Annotated in this window: 6 protein-coding genes; 3 read left to right on the forward strand and 3 right to left on the reverse strand. The window is 45.4% G+C overall.

Annotated elements, in window-relative coordinates; genetic code table 11:
- Positions 1-3: 3 nt before the first annotated feature.
- The 3 genes from EXT48_RS14860 to ggt all read right to left on the reverse strand — a co-directional run bounded on the left by EXT48_RS14860 (position 4) and on the right by ggt (position 14,476).
- On the reverse strand, positions 4-9,930 hold the full coding sequence (locus tag EXT48_RS14860; protein WP_130164920.1) for a non-ribosomal peptide synthetase/type I polyketide synthase: 9,927 nt from the start codon (positions 9,928-9,930) through the stop codon (positions 4-6).
- A gap of 723 nt (positions 9,931-10,653) precedes the next feature.
- A complete protein-coding gene (locus tag EXT48_RS14865) occupies positions 10,654-12,669 on the reverse strand; it encodes an amidohydrolase family protein (RefSeq protein ID WP_130164921.1) in 2,016 nt (671 codons plus the stop codon).
- Positions 12,670-12,781: 112 nt separating this feature from the next.
- Positions 12,782-14,476 (reverse strand): gamma-glutamyltransferase, encoded by a 1,695-nt coding sequence (gene ggt / locus EXT48_RS14870; protein WP_130164922.1) that lies wholly within the window; start codon positions 14,474-14,476, stop codon positions 12,782-12,784.
- 310 nt (positions 14,477-14,786) lie between these two features.
- Here ggt and EXT48_RS14880 point away from each other — a divergent pair, with 310 nt between their 5' ends.
- From EXT48_RS14880 to EXT48_RS14890, 3 genes are all read left to right on the forward strand, one after another.
- The gene (locus EXT48_RS14880; protein ID WP_240703393.1) at positions 14,787-17,249 is read left to right on the forward strand and encodes an EAL domain-containing protein; all 2,463 of its coding nucleotides are present in this window, start codon (positions 14,787-14,789) and stop codon (positions 17,247-17,249) included.
- Positions 17,250-17,375: 126 nt separating this feature from the next.
- Positions 17,376-17,810, forward strand: a complete 435-nt coding sequence (gene zur, locus EXT48_RS14885; protein WP_039494096.1) for a zinc uptake transcriptional repressor Zur — start codon at positions 17,376-17,378, stop codon at positions 17,808-17,810.
- Positions 17,811-17,890: 80 nt separating this feature from the next.
- The gene (locus EXT48_RS14890) at positions 17,891-18,361 is read left to right on the forward strand and encodes a chemotaxis protein CheX (protein WP_010607100.1); all 471 of its coding nucleotides are present in this window, start codon (positions 17,891-17,893) and stop codon (positions 18,359-18,361) included.
- Positions 18,362-18,371: the final 10 nt, after the last annotated feature.

The following is an 18,371-nucleotide window of genomic DNA, read 5'->3' on the forward strand; positions in this document are numbered from 1 at the left end:
TCATTACAAGTCCATCTCCGTCATAGATTTATCACTTAGCGCAGCACTCAAATCTCGATCGCTCACAATATCACTGACTTTCTCTACATTTGGAGTTTGCACCTCCACCGAAATAGCATCATGAGCTTGTTTTAGCGCTTCTATACACTCAGCAAGCTCTGCAATACAGGCGTGCTCAAAGATGTCGCCAATGGTCAATTTAATATTGAAAGCTTGGTTGAGTCTCGATACCAACTGCATACCAATCACCGAATTGCCGCCGCTATCCACAAAACGTGCTGTGACGCCCAACTGCTCAACAGGGAGAAGCGCTATATAATGTTGATGCAGCTGCTTTTCTGTTTCAGTGCGAGGAGCCAACGTGCATATTTCTGATACTTGTTCGGCAGCAGGCATTGGTAGTGCTTTTCGGTCGCGCTTACCATTTGGTGTCATCGGCCATTGACTTAACCAAACAAAATGCTCAGGTACCATGTAACTTGGTAACCATTCACCGAGCGCTTGGCGCAGCCGAGGCGAAGACCACTCGGTTGATAGCTCACCATCATCAATCATATAACCACACAGACATGGGCCAGTTTCTAGTGTTTGTACGCAAACATCGACTTCACTAGTATTGAGTATCCGCCCCAAATGATGGCTAATATCGCCAAGCTCTATACGATGACCATGGAGTTTAATTTGATTATCTAAGCGTCCTTTTACTTCAAAGCGGCCATCAGCTAAACGCCTCGCTTTGTCTCCCGTCTTGTATAAGCGGCGGCTAATGGAAGCTGTAAATTGATGATTGATAAAACGCTGCTCGGTCAGCTCCGCTTGATGTAAATAACCCATAGCAACACCACTGCCACCAATGTATAACTCGCCCCATACGCCGTCGGGTAAAGGCAGCCCTTCACCATGGCACTCGGTTGGGAGCACAAATAAGCTAGTATTTTGTATCGCTTTACCAATGGTTACCTCTGCGGCATTGTCGATATGTGCCACCGCCGACCAAATCGTGCTTTCGGTTGGCCCGTATAAGTTATAAACCGCTTTGCTGTGACTAAGTAACTGCGCGGCCAGTGCCTGAGGTAAAGGCTCACCGCCACTCCATACTGTTATGCCAGAAGTGCATGCTGGCGCCGCATTTAACACTAATTGCCATAGCGTTGGTGTTGCTTGCATCACCGTGATCTGCTGCTGTTCAATAAGCGCGCCAAGCACTGCAGGATCGCTAATACTTTCATCACTTGCCAGCACCACCGACGCACCAACGAGTAACGGCCCAAACAACTCTAGCAAGGCAATATCAAATGCCACTGTGGTAATGGCCAATAAGCGGTCATCTGTCACCAGCCCCGGCTCACGACACATAGACGCAAGCAGATTAGCAAATGCCCCGTGACTAACTTCAACGCCCTTGGGTAACCCCGTGGAACCAGAGGTATAAATCACGTAAGCACGCTGCTGAGCTTGAATTAGCAAGCTTGGGCTGCGAGTCGAACTTTTGGCAATGTCTTCGGCATCGCTATCCATACAGACTCGTTTGAAACGACCATGATTGAATAACGCAGACTCTGCACTGCTGGCATCACACAGCACAACACTCACTTTGGCATCCTCTAAGATATGCGCGATACGCTCGTCAGGAAAGGTGAGATCGAGTGGTAAAAATGCCGCTCCAGCTTTCATCACCGCCATGAGTGCTACCAACAGCTCCGCCCTGCGTGGTAATGCCACCGCCACGATACTATTGGGCGTTACCTGCTGCTTCATCAAGTAGTGAGCGAGCTGGTTAACACGCGCATCTAGCGCTTCATAACTGAGACTCACATCATCCGTTACCAGTGCCGTACGTGCACTGCAACGCGACACATTGTGCTGCCAAGTTTCAACAAAACTCGTCGCGACCTTAACCGATTTCTCTTGCTGTAGCGGTAACTCAACCAATCGATACACATCATCACTACTTTGTATCAACTCATTTTGAGCCCCTATCGGTGTGTTGCCTTGAACCTGCGACAGCAAATGGACAAACTTAGCCACATACTGGGTCATTAAGTCAGTATCAAATTTCGCCGTGTGATATTCCACTAACAGTGACCACTGCCCCGCAACACAGGTCATATTTGTCGTCAGTTCAAATTGGCCAAATTTAGCTACACTTGGCTGCACTTCAACTTCTAGCCCATTAAAACTCGGCAAAGTGGTGACTTTATCTAGATTAAACAAAGTGCTAGGTAGAATTAGCTGGTCATCGGCAAGGCTTGCATACGGATGAGTTTGGTGATCAAAGGCATCAAGTAAGGTGTTTTGCACCCGCTGTACCAGCTCACCGATAGTGCTAAGGCCTGCTATATCAACCACAATGGGCAAGATATTGGTGCAATAGCCCAGTAACGTTTGGTCGAGTAACTCAGGCTCAAACTGCGATGCCAGTCGTTGCCTGTCTGATACCGGCACTCCTACACTTATCACAGTCTGGCCGCTTAACTTGTGTAGCCACAAGCAATACAGTGCAAGCATTGTCGCAAATTGCCCACAACGCAAAGATTGAGCAAGGGTCTCAGTATTTCGGATTGCACTCGATGAAATGGGTAATGTGAGCTGATTAACTTGGTATGAAGCCACGCTCACCGTCGTTGATTTTGGCAGCTCAAGTGGTGTTGAACTCGCTAAGCACTGGTGCCAAAAAGCTTGGTTTTTTGCAGCTTCCGGTGAATGCGAATATGCCTGCAAGCTATCAACGTAGTGACTAAAGGAGACAACTCGGCTTGCCACCTCATTTTGTTTTGCATCTTGATTGTAGCGCTCAGCGATTGCTGCCAGCACCATTTGTAGTGAAAGCCCATCGCAGATCACATGATGGGCCACAACACTTAGATAGTGCTGCGCTTTGCCATCACTCAACAGCGTCACTCTACAAAGTGGGTCTTTTGCAAAGTCAAACGGTTGATAACGCAGTGCGGATAGTCGGGTGTGTAATGCTGCTTGGTCTTCTTCGTTCCATGGCTCAACATGCAACTCGGCTTGTTCCACTCGGCAATATTGCATTAAGCGGTCACTATCGACACCAAAACGCAAGATTGGGAAGTCGCGGCAGACCGTAGTAACGGCTTGCTTCAGCCGCGCTAAATCGAGCTTACCTGAGAGCTTTAATATCGCTTGTAATTGATATGCACTCGCCCCTTCGCTTGAGGTCAACGCCATCGCTAATAGCTGCTGCTGGCTATGACTAAGTGGAAATGCAGCATCGTCATCACTTGGGCTCACTTCACCAAAATAACCCGCACGTTTTAAGCTAAGTACACTAGCTTCAACTGCGTTTATCACCGCTGCAATGTCTTCATCTGTAAGGGCGGCGCTGAAAAAGCAGTTTCGTCCTTCCCAAATAAATACACCGCGCTCTAGCATTTCATAAAAGAACACATCAAGATTTTGCGAAAAGCGAAAACGGAATAATGAGGCAAACGCTTCTATTCGAATGGGTACGTCATGGGTTTCAAAAAACCCATTGAGATGTGCTTTAAATGCCGCGGTTTTGTCGTTGATCCCTTGTTGTAACGCTGGACCTTGCGACTTAATAGCTTGCAACACCGCTTTGGCGCTCGCCATGGTCATTGGATGTTTGCAGAAAGTCCCGGCAAAGAAGGTAGTATCGGTCAAAGGGTAGGAATCATCTCCGTATTGCCAATTTCCTCCGTCAATGGCATCAAGATAGGTAGCGGCCCCTGCGACCACACCGATAGGCATACCACCACCGACGATTTTGCCATAGGTTGCCATATCGGCCTTAACCCCTATCAAGCCTTGAACACCACCGGGATGTGCTCTAAAGCCAGTGATCATTTCGTCAAAAATAAGGGCAATACCATGTGCTTCAGTGAGCGTACGTAGTTTTCGTAAAAACGCCCAAGGCTGATTTTCAGGGTGACGGCTTTGTACCGGCTCAACAATCACCGCGGCAATATGTTGTGCCTCTCGGGTAATAACCTCTAGCGCCTCATCATCACCATAAGGTAAAACGAGATTATCGGCGATTGCGCCATAACGCACTCCAGCACACATTGCCTCTACGCCTTGCTCTGGCGACTCAGTTGCCAAAGTACCATCATAGTGACCATGGTACGCGCCTGAGAACTGAACAATTTTATCGCGTTTGGTCACCGTTCTTGCCAAGCGTAGCGCCGTCATGACCGCCTCTGTACCAGAGTTACAAAACGATGCCCGCTCAAGCCCAGTCAGCTCACAGATAAGTGCAGCAACCTCAGGCGCATCAGGACTTGCAAGTCCAAGTTGCATCCCGGCTTCAAGCTGTTGCGCCAGTGCTGCTTTGATAAAGTCAGGATTATGACCAAATAAGTTAGTACCAAAGTCCATAGTGATATCAATATAGCGATTGTCGTCGATATCCCAGATATATGCGCCCTCACAGCGCTTAGAGAACACCGGATAAAGTAGCTCTTTGCTCGACAGTCTAAAACCTGCCGATGCTCGGCAATCCGCAAGGCGTCCGCGATATTCGCTCACTAGCGCTTTTGAACTGTGCGTTTTCGCAATGTAAGCATCACTCAATGCAGCAAGATGTTGGCGTATGGCTGGGCTGCTATTGGCACGCTGCACTTGTTTTTTCTGTGCGCCTGGTAATACAGATTGGGCGCTGCTTGGCTGGGGTTTTGATACCAAGGTTGTTGTCGAGGTGACAGCACTGCTTTCAACTTTCACGCCCTGTATATGGCGTAACTGCTGTCCCACCACAGCTTCTAACGCGGCTCTCGCTTCAGCGTTAGTCACTGTGCTTGCCGCCTGCAATTGCGCCTGATAGATAGCGACAAGCGTGTGGTTGTCAGCCTCTACTGCACTACCTTTTGGCGTATCAGTCGTTACCGATACAGGTGATGGCAAACTGCCAGCTTGTTGAGGACTTTGCGGCACTTTGAGATATTCACTATGGCTTTGAATATAGGCCACTAACTTATCGACATCGCTGAGCTCTTGATAAAATTGACGAACACTAAACTCTAAACCGAATTCCCGCTCATATACTCTAACGGCCTGCATGATCATCAACGAATCAACCCCCATTTCTAACAACGGAAGGTTGGTTTGGATAGCATCAGCGGGCATCGACAAGAGTCCCGCTAGGGTATTGAGCACAAAGCTGCGGATCTGAGCATCACGGTCACTTGTATCCACCACAGTCAGAGCTTCGGGCTGTGATTGTTCAGTACCAAAAATCCAGTATGAGCTGCAATCAAAGGGATATTGCGGCAAGCTCACTCTAGCGCTCGGGCGACTGCCATACACCTGTTGCCATTCGAGCGCCCCGCCTAAGTCGAGGTATGTGCCTAAACACTCGGTGAACCTCTTGCTGTCTTCGCCTTTGGGGTGCAATACATGGGCATAATTGAGCGCTTTGTTATTGCTATTTTCTTGTAGTAAGCCACTCAAAATTGGTTTAGGACCAAGCTCAATCGCTAAGCCATGCTCTAGTGACTCCAGCGCAGTTACACAGTCAACAAAGCGAACCGGTGCCATAATTTGCTCAACCCAATACTCAGCTGTTGCAATGCGTGCGGTCTCTACTTGTCCCGTCATGGACGAAACAAAAGGCAGCCGAGGCTGTTGAAATCTAACCTGTTCAGCGACTTCCCTAAAGGCGTCTAGCATGGGGTTCATCAGTGGAGAATGGAAAGCGTTTGCAGTATGCAGCGCTTTTACTTTAATTTGCTGTTCTGCAAGTACGTCACTGAGGGCAGTGATTGCTTCATCAGCACCGGAGAATACCACCCCAGCCTCACCATGGAAGGCTGAGATAACCACTTGCCCTTGATACTCGCTCAAGCAACTCTGTGCGGTTATTTCATCACATCTTGCGGCGATCATGCTGCCTTTTATCGCTAATTCATGCATTAGTTGACCACGCGCTGCAATCAACTCAACGCCATCACGAAGCGAGAACACACCCGCAATACAAGCCGCTGCATACTCACCAACGCTATGACTGAGCAGCTGAGATGGCTTTACTCCATAATGCATCAATAAGTTTGCCACACTGTATTCAACGGCAAACAAGCTCACTTGCGTCCAACGGGTTTGTGCCAGTAGTTCGCTATGCTTTTCATCAAATAACACATCCAACAGGCGTGCTCCAAAGCGCTCGCCAATCAGGCTGTCAATTTCATCTAAGTGACTGCGAAACACTGCGTGGTGTTGGTATAAAGCGTGAGCCATCAAGGGGTATTGCGAACCTTGTCCGGTGAACAAAAACGCAACTTCTGGAGCAGCATTTGCCGAAGATTGTTCAACAATAATGGGACTAATCAGTTGCGAAATCAGTGCTTCTCTACTCACACCACTAAACGTTTTATGCACACCTTTAAGCGGCACTTGCTCGGCATTTTGTGCGCAGAAGTCATCAAATGCTTGAGGAGTCAAACTCGACAATCGTTCACTATAGTGACCAGCAAGTTGCTGCAATACAGCTTTAGATTTAGCAGCGAGAGGCAATAGATAAAACGAAGGCGGTGTTACTTCAGCTTGCGTGTCGGGTTTAGGCGCAGGCGCTTGTGCGCAGATCACATGCGCATTAGTACCACCAAAACCAAAGGAGCTTAATCCAGCGGCTCTTATTCCCCCATGTTCTGCAGGCCATGTCTGCATGTTTTGCGGCACCATAAACGGGAGCTTTTGCCATGGAATATGTGGATTTAACACCTCACTATAACGCTGCGCAGGAATTTGCCCATGCTGTAAACACAGTAGCGTTTTGATAAGCCCAGCAATACCCGCACCGGATTCAAGGTGACCAATATTCGCTTTTACCGCACCGAGAATAACCGGATCATGACGACTATGGTGTTCTCCATACGTGCGGTTTAATGCTGTGATCTCGATAGGATCGCCAAGCTCCGTACCCGTACCATGGGTTTCCACATAGTGAATATCTCCCGCCAGCATCTTGGCATTACCAAGGGCTGCATTGATCACAGCCTGTTGCGCGGCACTATTCGGCGCGGTAATGCCATTGCTGCGGCCGTCTTGATTAATTGCACTGCCTTTGAGTACACCAACAATCGGGTCGTTGTCTGTCATGGCTTGTTGTAGCGGCTTTAACATCACCACCCCAACACCTTCACTTCGCACATAGCCATCCGCTGCCTGTGAAAAGGTTTTACAATGGCCGTCAGCTGCCAACATTTGTGCGTTTTCACAGGCCTTAGTCACATCATCGCTCAGAATTAGATTAACGCCCGCCACCAATGCCGCGTTTGTTTCTCCATTTCTTAGAGCTTGAATTGCATGATGAAGCGCCACCAGCGATGACGAGCACGCCGTATCAATTGCCACACTTGGGCCGGTAAAATTAAAACTATAAGAAATGCGGTTTGCAGCAATGCTCAGCGCAGTGCCCGTGCCTAAATACGCGGTACTTTTTTGCTGTTGTTGCGACAATAAAAAGTAGTCATTTTGCGATATACCAACATACACGCCAATATCGCTACCAGCGAGCGTGGCGGGTTGGTAGCCAGCGTGCTGTATGGCGTGATAAGCCGTTTGAAGCAATAATCTATGCTGTGGGTCGATATGCTTAGCTTCGAGTGGCGAGATACCGAATAATGCAGCGTCAAACTCATCGACATTCTCTAAATAGCCACCGAGTCGGTCAGCTTCAAGGTTAAGGCAAAGCTGCTGACGCTTAGGATCTGGCGTAGTGATCCCATCGCCCTGCTGGCATAACAGCTGCCAAAATGCATCGAGTCCATTTGCTGAAGGATAACGACAAGCCATGCCAATCACGGCAATATCTGTATCCGCAATATCTTCAGTTCGGCGAGAGGCTTGCGTCTTATTCGCTTGCTCAGTGGCGCCTTTCGACTCGTTAAGCTCTGTCTGCCCTAGAGCTTGAGTAAGCGTACTAAACTGACTTAGATACTGGGCTAGTTCGCGAATTGAGGGATATTCGTAAAGTACCGTAGGCTCAAGATCTAGCTCGTGTACTTCCATTAATTCCCCTGAGATCCGTACCGCTTTCATCGAATCCACACCTAATGCCAAGAATGGCGCGTCGATATCCAAACTACGCGCGGGCTTATCTATTTCTTGTGCGACTAAATCTTGTAATAACCGCTGAATTTGCTGTAGTGACGACGAGGACGATGGCGCCTCAGCTTGTTGTGGCGTAGCTTCTTCACGGGCGCGCGCAATGACTTCAAAGTTATCGGCTAAATAACTGCGCTTATTCTCTTGGCGCTGAATTTTACCGCTCGATGTTTTATGAATGCGACCGGGTTTTATCAATATGATGTCATAAGGCGTAATGCCGTGGTGCTCAACGATCGCAGCGGTGATCTGCTGTAATACCTGCTCAGCATTTAACTTTCTTAGCGCAGTACGCTTTACTTGTTGCACGATAACCAAACGCTCTTCATCGCCATTGGAAGCTACCGAAAACGCCGCACCGCCATTTTGCTCTAAGCTATCGCTTGCTTCTGTAACCGTAAGTTCTATATCTTGCGGGTAGTAGTTTTTACCACGGAAGATAAGCACGTCTTTGGCGCGTCCTGTAACGAACAATTCCCCACGCTGGATAAAGCCTAAATCACCAGTACGCAGATAAGCCCGCTCGTCAGCACCTTTAATTCTGGCATGAAACGTAGCCTCGGTTGCCGCTTGGTTATTCCAATACCCCTTTGCTACACTTGGGCCAGTTACCCAAATTTCTCCGGTTTCACCATCATTGCAGGCTTCAAAAGACTCAGGGTTAACAATCGCAATACAATGCTCGCCCCAACTCACGCCAGAAGATACGGCGTAATAAGGCTGCTGTTCATCAGCCACATCTAACGCATAAAACGTATCTACTGTATCTTCATCTGCGACTCGTTCGGCTTTACCCTGCTGTAGCTTGGTCGCATCAATACGTAATATCCTTGGCTGTTCTAGAAGACGTCCACCAGTTGCAAATAAGGTGGTTTCTGCCATGCCGTAACAAGGTGCGATACTCTCTCTTTGTAAGCCACACACTTTAAACTTTTGATAAAAACGCTCTAATGTGCTGGCACGCACTGGTTCTGCGCCATTTAATGCCGAGCGCCAATGAGACAAATCTAAGTCTTTAAGATCTTCATCTTTGACGGTGTCCACACACAAGTCATAGGCAAAGTTTGGCGCACTTGACGTTAATGCTTTGGTTTGTGAAAGCAGTTTTAGCCAACGTAGTGGTTTTTGCAGGAAATAAGCCGGATTCATCAGTGCCGCTGTCGCACCGATGTAGATTGGGTGCATAATGCCAAAAATCAGTCCCATATCATGGAAATGAGGCAACCAACTTACAATCGAAGAGTTGCTATCGTGACCAAACGCTTCTTTCATTAGCGCCTGATTATCAAGAATATTGTCGTGGGTTACCATTACGCCTTTAGGTGTGCCCGTCGAGCCTGAGGTATATTGCAAAAATGCCAGTTGCTCACCAAGGAGTTGTGCACGAGGCCACTGTTGAGTGGTCGATTTAAGTGCAATGTTATCGGTAGTAAATAGTGCTAACTGCGCTAGACTTGGCTCAGAATCAAGCAATGGCTTGGCGATTTCATTGATCTTTTCACTGGTAAGCGCACCTTTGGCACCTGCGTCTTCGATGATGGCACGCAGACGATCAACATTTTGATTCTTTTTAGGGGGATAAACCGGTACCGCAATTATCCCTGCGTATAAACAAGCAAAAAAAGCTTCAATAAATTCAAATCCAGAGTTGTACAGTAATAATGCTCTGTCACCCGGTTCAAAATATTCACTCAATGTCTCAGCAATAGAGGCTGCACGCTCATGCAGTTCTTGGTAGGAAATGGTTTTACTTGGTAATGCCTCATCGTAAAAATACTGATAGGCAATATCTTGAGATCGAGTACGCGCTAAACCCGCGAGTATAGTAACAATATTTGTATTCATGCCATCCCCATAACTTGGTTGGGATTCCTTTGGCAACAGCGCGAGCAGTATCAATTTGGCTTGCGACAGTTAACCATCAGTAACGTTGTAAAAAACCAATCAATTACTTAACCGCAACAAACACAGTACCCACTTAAGTAGGAAAACGTTTGTAGGGTATATCTATAAAGGTTAACTAACCGCTAAAACCGCGAGCCAAGTTAATCAACAGCACCTTTTGCTATTTGCTTGCAGCATATATACAACATTGCTGTAATCACTCACTGTCACTTTAACGCTTGAATATGGCAACTTTTTTACCATCCTTGTACGCGAGGGTGACGACATCAAAGTCTCAAATAGAGTTATAAAAAAGACCATACTGAAGCTGGTAAATCACACACAACTTGTGTGGCTTTACATCAACGACTCATGATCTGTACTGAAAAAGGCTAGCACAAGAAACTGATAAATAAACCGCTTTATTAACAAAAAAGTAAATTTATCCATTACACAAGATTACACCGAACCGTTTTTAGGAATTTTTTATTAGGTAGTAACAGGAAAGTCAGAACGATTTGTTTACTTATTGAACAAACCTCTGTTTTAGAAACACTTTTGGTAAAACTCAGAAATACAATTTAGTCTGATATCGAGGTAACGAAAATAAAACCAGTGCAAGTTTTATATTTATTTACACTGGTCTTACAGCATCAAACTATTACTTTTGTAATGTACTTAATATTACTTTAGCGAAGGCGAGGTAGTGAACGGCTTCACTCCAATCGCTTGGTAAATTTCAGCAGGCTTAAACGCTTGCTCACCTTTGATCACCAATGTCGCTTTTTGCAGTGCCGTAATGTCCTTAAGTGGATCGCCGTCTATCAATACTAGATCTGCCACTTTACCCTTGGCAATTGAACCGGTTTGATGTGCAACGCCCATCAATTTGGCGCTTTCTAGCGTTGCCATATTCAGCACATCAGCCGCTGGAATGCCCGCATCAACGTAAAGCGCCAGCTCACGGATCAAGGTAAAGCCTGCAATATTATCCGTTCCAGGTACCATTGGAACACCAGCATCATAGAGCTTTTTCAGCATTTTTTGCATTGCTTCACCCGACTCTTGGTAGCTCAGCTTAAACTGTTCATCAACATGCATCTCAGCCCCTTTTAAACCACGAGCGAATGCAATTGGCATATGCTCTGAAATAGCAGCAAATTCCGGATTGATCTTTTGATCTTCTGCCATCAATAAACTTCTGAAGGTAGATACAGTAGGATCCACAACAATGCGCTTATCACTTAGTAGCTTGATGAATGCATTCATCTCTGGACTATCAAGTGATAAGCCTGAAGCTTGCTCTCCCATCAGTGAAAACCGTTTTTGTGTTCTGGTATCCACTTCTTCACCAGCAAGGAAATTAAGGAACAGCATATTAATGTGCTGAATCTCATCATAGCCATTTGCAATGGCTTGCTCTGCCGTCATAAACGCAGGCACGTGACCGCTAAGTCTCAATCCACGACTGTGCGCACGTTCAGAAATAGGCTTTACCCAATTCGGATCGATAGAAGAATATAGCTTTACTTGAACATAGCCATTATCGGCAAAGAAATCGACCGTCTCGAGTGCTTCTTCCAATGACTTCACACTTAAGCCCGCTGAGTTTTCGCTGTATTTATCCATAAAGCCAGCACGGTACACTCGAGAGCCCAGCACCTGATTGGTGTTAAAGAGCGCTTCAATTTCCATAATATTGTCGTGCTCGTTACCCATGTCCCTAACGCTGGTAACACCGTTCGCAATATTTAAAATACCGTTCTCTTTTGATAAATGACCGTGCATATCCCAAAGCCCTGGGATCAAGGTTTTCCCTTTTCCATCAAGGCTAACCACGCCATTTTGTTTTTTAATATGTTTAGCGATTTCTACAATCTTGCCACTTTTAATCAACACATCATGGTTTTTCAGCAGTTTTTTCTGCTCACCATCAAAGACGGCAACATTTTCAATCAGTAATACAGGGACATCATGTGTCAGCTTGCTTGCGAGGTTTTCTAAATGCTGCTGTTCGGCTTGTTTTTGGATAGCCTCAAGTTCTTCGAACTGTGCTTTGGTGTAGCCGTCGCGCAAGACATACATTGGCCCCCAACTTTGTGCGAAGTAGTTACCATCGTCGTCATACCATGCAAAATTAGGAGTAAGACTAAGGCCACTCGTTACTAATAGATGAACGGTTTGCTCCCCTAACTTCATCGTTTTCATTTTTTCGATAAGCATTTTACCTTGAGGGTAAACATCTAATTCGTATTTATTATTTTTTAGAACATAACGCATCGTCGCGTTATCTAGTGCAAGGTGGTTATTAGACGGTACGTAGAAATCGAGTGTCGCATCAGCCTTAATGCCTGATTCATTGACACTTTTCCACTGCGCAATGCCTCTGTTATAGCTAAACGTTTCGTCAATTGTGGAGCCAAAAGCAGAACGTCCTTTAAGACTAAAATTGATGGGTAGTCCTTTTTCATTCAACTTTAAGGTTTCATCAATTAAGATCCGACGATTGTTCCAGCCAAACTCAATTTTGGCTTTATAGTTTTGCTCGTCGATTTTTTCTTGGGTTAGTGTGCCTGCTAAGCCCTTTTCTGAGTAAACATTATTGGTAATGGTGTCAGCAAATACCACCCAACTTTGGGTAGTTAAAAGCGCCGCAACGAGTGTCGACAAGGCACTTCGCTTTGTTATTATTTTTGTCATGTTCTTGTTCCTTAAATTTCCGTTTAACAACAATGATATTACATCAAGATAACAAAAAGCGAAGCGCTTTAACTGTTACAATTCGTGTTGATTTCACCACTCAATCAGGCTTTTAGTAACCTGCTGCTTGGCCATCTTTCCTTGTTTCAGATGCACCATAGTACGCTCCAGTTTTACCATCTCGCATAATCGCTTGATAACCGCCATAGGGACCAACTGCTTCTTGTAATTTGTGACCCTTTTTTATCAGCTCTCTACGGGTTTCCATGGAAAAACCAGACTCGAGACTAACATACCCTCCATCAGTCATGATTTCACCGGTTGGTTGCGATGAACCACTATGCAAAATTCGAGGCGCATCGCCCGCTTCTTGTAGATTCATACCAAAATCAATCATGTTAATGAGGATCTGCGCATGCATTTGCGGTTGAGTCGCGCCTCCCATCACGCCATAACTCATCCATGGTTTACCATCTTTTGTGACAAAGGCTGGAATAATGGTGTGAAAAGGTCTTTTTCCCGGCGCATAACCGTTGTAATGATTTTTATCTAACGCAAATAGCTCGCCTCTATTTTGCAAGACAAAGCCAAGCTTAGCTGGCGTCATACCCGAGCCCATACCACGGAAATTACTTTGGATCAGCGACACCATATTCCCTTCTTTATCGGCTGTCGTGAGATAAATGGTATCCCCTTCTACAGGCCCTGCATGATCGCGTTTAGCTGCTTTATTTGGATCAATCAATGCACGCCTTTCGTCAGCATATGCTTGCGAAATAAGCGTCGCGACGGGTATCTCATTAAAGTCTGGATCGGCGTAGTATTTTGCCCTATCTGCAAAGGCAAGTTTTTTTGCTTCAACAAAGGTGTGAATATACTCTGGGCTGTCGAATCCCATTGTCTTGATATCATAGCCCTCTAAAATATTGAGAATTTGCTGGGCGGCAATGCCCTGACCATTAGGAGGTAGTTCCCATAACGTGTAGCCGCGATAATCAGCACTTACGGGGTCAACCCACTCACTGTGGTGCTCAGCCAAGTCTTGGTAACTTAAGTATCCACCATTGGCTTTCATGTAACGGTCAATTTCTTTAGCAATTTCGCCTTTATAAAAGGCATCGCGGCCTTTTTCTGCAAGTAACTCATAGGTATTAGCGAGTGCCGGATTCTTAAATATCTCTCCTTTTTTAGGCATTTCCCCCTCTGGCATAAACACTTCTTTAAATCCGGAATATTGCTCACGGGCCGACACCGAGCGCTGCATATAATAAGCAATCAACTCAGAAACTGGAAAGCCGCTTCTAGCGTAGTCGATACTGGGCTGAAGTAACTGTTTCATTGGCAGTTTGCCAAATTTGTTGTGCAGTTCAAACCAACCATCGACCGCACCGGGTACAGAAACGGGAAGCGGCCCATAGCTTGGAATTGTATCGCCTTGCTGCTGTAATTTTGCTAGCGAAAGGCTTTTTGGTGAGCGCCCAGAAGCATTGAGACCAAATAACTTTTGTTGCTTCGCGTCCCACACAATCGCAAATAAGTCGCCACCAATACCGCAACCTGTAGGCTCCACTAAGCCAAGCATGGCATTGGCTGCAATTGCAGCATCTATGGCGCTTCCGCCTTGCTTCAATACCTCTATTGCGACTTGGGTTGCCAGTGGTTGAGAAGTTGCCGCCATGCCCTGAGTTGCAATCACTTCAGAGCGGCTAGCAAAAGCTTTTCCGGTGATCCTGTCATAAGCGAGAGCCGCTGAGCTTACTGATGCACAAAGCATACTAACCAGCGTGCATTTAACTACCTTATTCATTATTTTCTCTTTTGTTGTTTTCTTTTTAACCAATATAAAAAGCCAAATTGCTTACAGCAATTCATTTGCGGTCAAAGCGAAAGAAAACGAGATTGGACCTAATGCGAAAACTCAACAATCCATTGCCATAGCACTCGCTCTACCACGAGAATATTCGCCCAAATTTGATACAGGTTTTTGCAGCTGGACTACACTAGTGATGGATCACTCTGCAGAAAAAAGTAAACGCGTAAGAGCAAGAACCACAGCCTGGGTAATCGCATTGAAATGAAAATCCTAATCGGGATCGGGGTAATTGAATTGGTTATTTATGAGTAATCGGGTTATTTCTATAAATTTAAAACAAACGCTGACTTGGGGCACGGTACTCTGTGGCTTGGTGATCTCGTCTCTTATTATCTCCATTTCATATGTTAGCCAACGAGACATGCTGCTCGAAAGCTATGAGACAAAACTAAGACAAAATTTAACTCATTTAGGTAAACATCTTTTTACTGAGTTTGTGGAGGGCAACAATAATCAAGTTAGCCTGACTCTCGAGGATTATTATTCTGACAGTAAATATAAAGCACTCTTCCTTATTCAAGGAGAAACGCTCATCAACGAAACCCAACACTCAGCGATTGGACTACAAGTATTTAATCAAGTTATCAGTCAGGCGCAAGCGACAGCAACACTACGCACACTTGACCTCACTGTAGCATTTGACCCAAATCAGCAGCACTTTCTCGCAGCCATTCCCATTTCACCTAAAGTGCCCGTCGCTGAGTCCGCTGATGTAGTTAGGCTGGTTGCTATTTATGACGTAAGCACCGTTTTTCTTTCGTTAAAGCAACAATTGATAACGAAGGCGAGTATTTTAGCGGTGTTTTTGATACTCATCATTATTGCGCTACTAAGCTTTACCCATTGCTTCATTCATAAACCAATCAAAAGACTGATCCAAGTAGGCGATGCATTATCCACAAAGTCTTTGAGCAGTAGAGCCGACATCGTGGGACATGGCGAGCTTGGAGTCCTTGCTAAGCAATTCAATGTCATGGCACAAACGTTAGAGAAAAACTGGCAACAACAATTACAAAGCACTCAGGAATTACAGCGCCGTCACGCTCTTATTAATAGTGTTTTTGAGGCTTTACCGGATATTTTCTTTATAATCAATACGGACGGTACCATCTTAGAATGCCATACCGGAAAATCAGACGACTTGTATATGTCGCCAGAGCAGTTTATCAACAAGAAAATGGCGGAGGTACTGCCCTCCCACGCAGCTAAACAATTTAGCCAAGCCATCAAGTCTGCCAATCAGCGCCACCAATTAACCCAAATAGAATATCCACTGACAATTGCTGATCAAGCAAAGCTATTCGAAGCTCGGTTATCTCCTATTCCAGGAACAGATCAACTAGTAATCGCAGTGCGCGATATCACCGAGAAAAAGCGTCAAGAAGAAGTCATTTTACATCACGCTTTTTATGATTCATTGACCGATTTACCAAATCGTTTTTTAGCGATGGAGCGGCTAGCACAGCAACTGTTTGATGCCGAACGTAACGATGAACTTGCGGTAGTGTTTTTTATTGATTTAGATGATTTTAAAAGGATCAATGATTCACTCGGTCACGAAACGGGGGATCAAATTCTCATCGCTTCAGGAGAAAGGCTCAAGCAATCGCTACGTGAGCAAGATACCGTGTCACGGCTTAGTGGTGATGAGTTTATTGTGTTGATGGGAGGGTTTAAGCACACTGCAGACATTACCTCTGTTGCCGATATGCTCATCAAACTTTTTCACCATCCCATTATTGTCGACGATAAAGATTTTAATATTTCAGTCAGTATAGGCGTTGCTATCTATCCTTTAGACGCGAACTCCCCCCAAGAGTTACTTAGCTGCGCTGATACCGCAATGTACAATGCCAAAAGTAATGGTCGCAACAACTACTGTCTATTTAATCAAAAGATGAGTCAACAGTTATCTCGACGCATTGAAATTGAGGAAGCACTGCGCGTAGCACTGAATGAAAACGAGTTAGAAGTGTTTTACCAACCTCAATTTTATATTGAAGACAGTGATGTATTTGGCGCGGAAGCTTTACTCCGCTGGCACAGTAAAACACTGGGTAATGTCTCTCCTGCGGAGTTCATTCCCGTCGCAGAACAAAGCGGTTTGATCATCGACATCGGATTGTTTGTACTCTCAACTGCTATTAACCAAGCACACCAATGGCAGCAACACTTAGACTCCGACATCCGTATCGCAATCAATTTATCACCTAGGCAGTTTAAAGATCCTAACCTATTGAAACAGATAGAGCTATTAGTAAAAGACATCCCGATTGCCAATCGCTTTATCGAGTTGGAGATCACAGAAGGCGTATTGATCTCAGGACAGGCACAGGTAAAACAGACCTTAACCCAATTACATCAGTTAGGGTTTAAATTATCTTTGGATGATTTTGGTACGGGCTATTCGTCACTGAATTACCTCCGTCATTACCCCTTCGATTTACTCAAAATCGACCGCAGTTTTATCAGCGATATGCTCGCCACTCACGAGTCTAAAGCGTTAGTTAAAACCATTATTGCCATGGCGCATAATTTATCGATGAAGGTAGTCGCCGAAGGCGTGGAGACGCTGGAGCAATTGCGTTTATTGCAGCAGCTGGAATGTGATTTTGGTCAAGGATATCTGATCAGCAAGCCGCTTTCTGCTGCACAGTTTGAATCCTTTTACCATACTAAGATCGAACCAGTTAAGCGCTCTTCTTAGCAAGAAAATCAAAGTGTAAAAGCAACATCGCGCCCGAATATCCACTTGAGATAATAAATCAGGGTAAACACAAGACTAATAAAAATAATATGTTAGTATTGCAAGGCAGTGTAAGGATTTTGAATCATGAATATAGAGTTACTAGTTAGCAAAGCCAAGCAAGTATGTGACAACCGTGGTGCACGATTTACTCCAATTAGAGAAAAAGTATTTAGACTACTCGCCTCTAAACAAGGTGGCGTTGGCGCATACGACTTACTTGAAGAGCTCAAGTTGACGGAAGCGGCTGCAAAACCCGCTACCGTATATCGTGCCTTAGACTTTCTTTCTGAGTTGGGTTTTATCCATAAAATTGAAAGTACAAATGCGTTTATGCTTTGCCACCACTTCGACCACACACATCCAGTGCAGTTACTGATCTGTGATAGTTGCGGTAACGTTCAAGAGTTACACTCAAACACGATTTCGCATGAACTGAACAACCTAGCTGCTGAGACTGGATTTGTGGTTACAGAGCAAACCATCGAGGCTCATGGCCGTTGCGAAAAATGTAAAGATTAAGTGCAGTGAGCAAAAAAGCCCACTACACTTATCACTAAGAGCGACACTAATTTATTAAAAATGCGTAAGGGAAAGTCCATATGAATGTAGAGTTCATCAACCCCTTTTTATCATCTCTAATCAATGTATTGGCTACAATGGCGCAAACTGAATTGACGCCGGGTAAGCCAAAAGTGAAGAAAGACGAAGTCGCACAAGGTGATGTCTCGGGTCTGATTGGCATGGTTGGTCCACAGACGAAAGGGTCATTTTCGATCACCTTTGAAGAGAACCTAGCGCTAACCATTATGGAGCGTATGCTTGGAGAGCGCCCAGATTCCATAAATGAAGACGTCACGGATATGGTTGGTGAAATCACCAACATGGTCACTGGCGGTGCTAAAAACCTGCTCGGCGAAAAAGGCTACGAGTTTGATATGGCAACACCGGTTGTTGTTTCAGGCCCGGGCCATACCATCACCCATAAATGTGATGGTCCTAAACTTATTATGCCATTCACCTCTCCTGACGGTAATGCCAATATCGAAGTCAGTTTCGACAAACTCGCCTAACAGTTAAAAA

The sequence above is a fragment of the Pseudoalteromonas sp. CO348 genome, from assembly GCF_004208845.1.
Taxonomy (GTDB): Bacteria; Pseudomonadota; Gammaproteobacteria; order Enterobacterales; family Alteromonadaceae; genus Pseudoalteromonas; species Pseudoalteromonas maricaloris.

Bases quoted from the DNA above. Each gene is read 5' to 3' on its own strand.
- EXT48_RS14865 (WP_130164921.1), bottom strand. From the start codon at position 12,669: ATGACAAAAATAATAACAAAGCGAAGTGCCTTGTCGACACTCGTTGCG.
- EXT48_RS14860 (WP_130164920.1), bottom strand. From the start codon at position 9,930: ATGAATACAAATATTGTTACTATACTCGCGGGTTTAGCGCGTACTCGA.
- EXT48_RS14880 (WP_240703393.1), top strand. From the start codon at position 14,787: ATGAGTAATCGGGTTATTTCTATAAATTTAAAACAAACGCTGACTTGG.
- ggt (WP_130164922.1), bottom strand. From the start codon at position 14,476: ATGAATAAGGTAGTTAAATGCACGCTGGTTAGTATGCTTTGTGCATCA.
- EXT48_RS14890 (WP_010607100.1), top strand. From the start codon at position 17,891: ATGAATGTAGAGTTCATCAACCCCTTTTTATCATCTCTAATCAATGTA.
- zur (WP_039494096.1), top strand. From the start codon at position 17,376: ATGAATATAGAGTTACTAGTTAGCAAAGCCAAGCAAGTATGTGACAAC.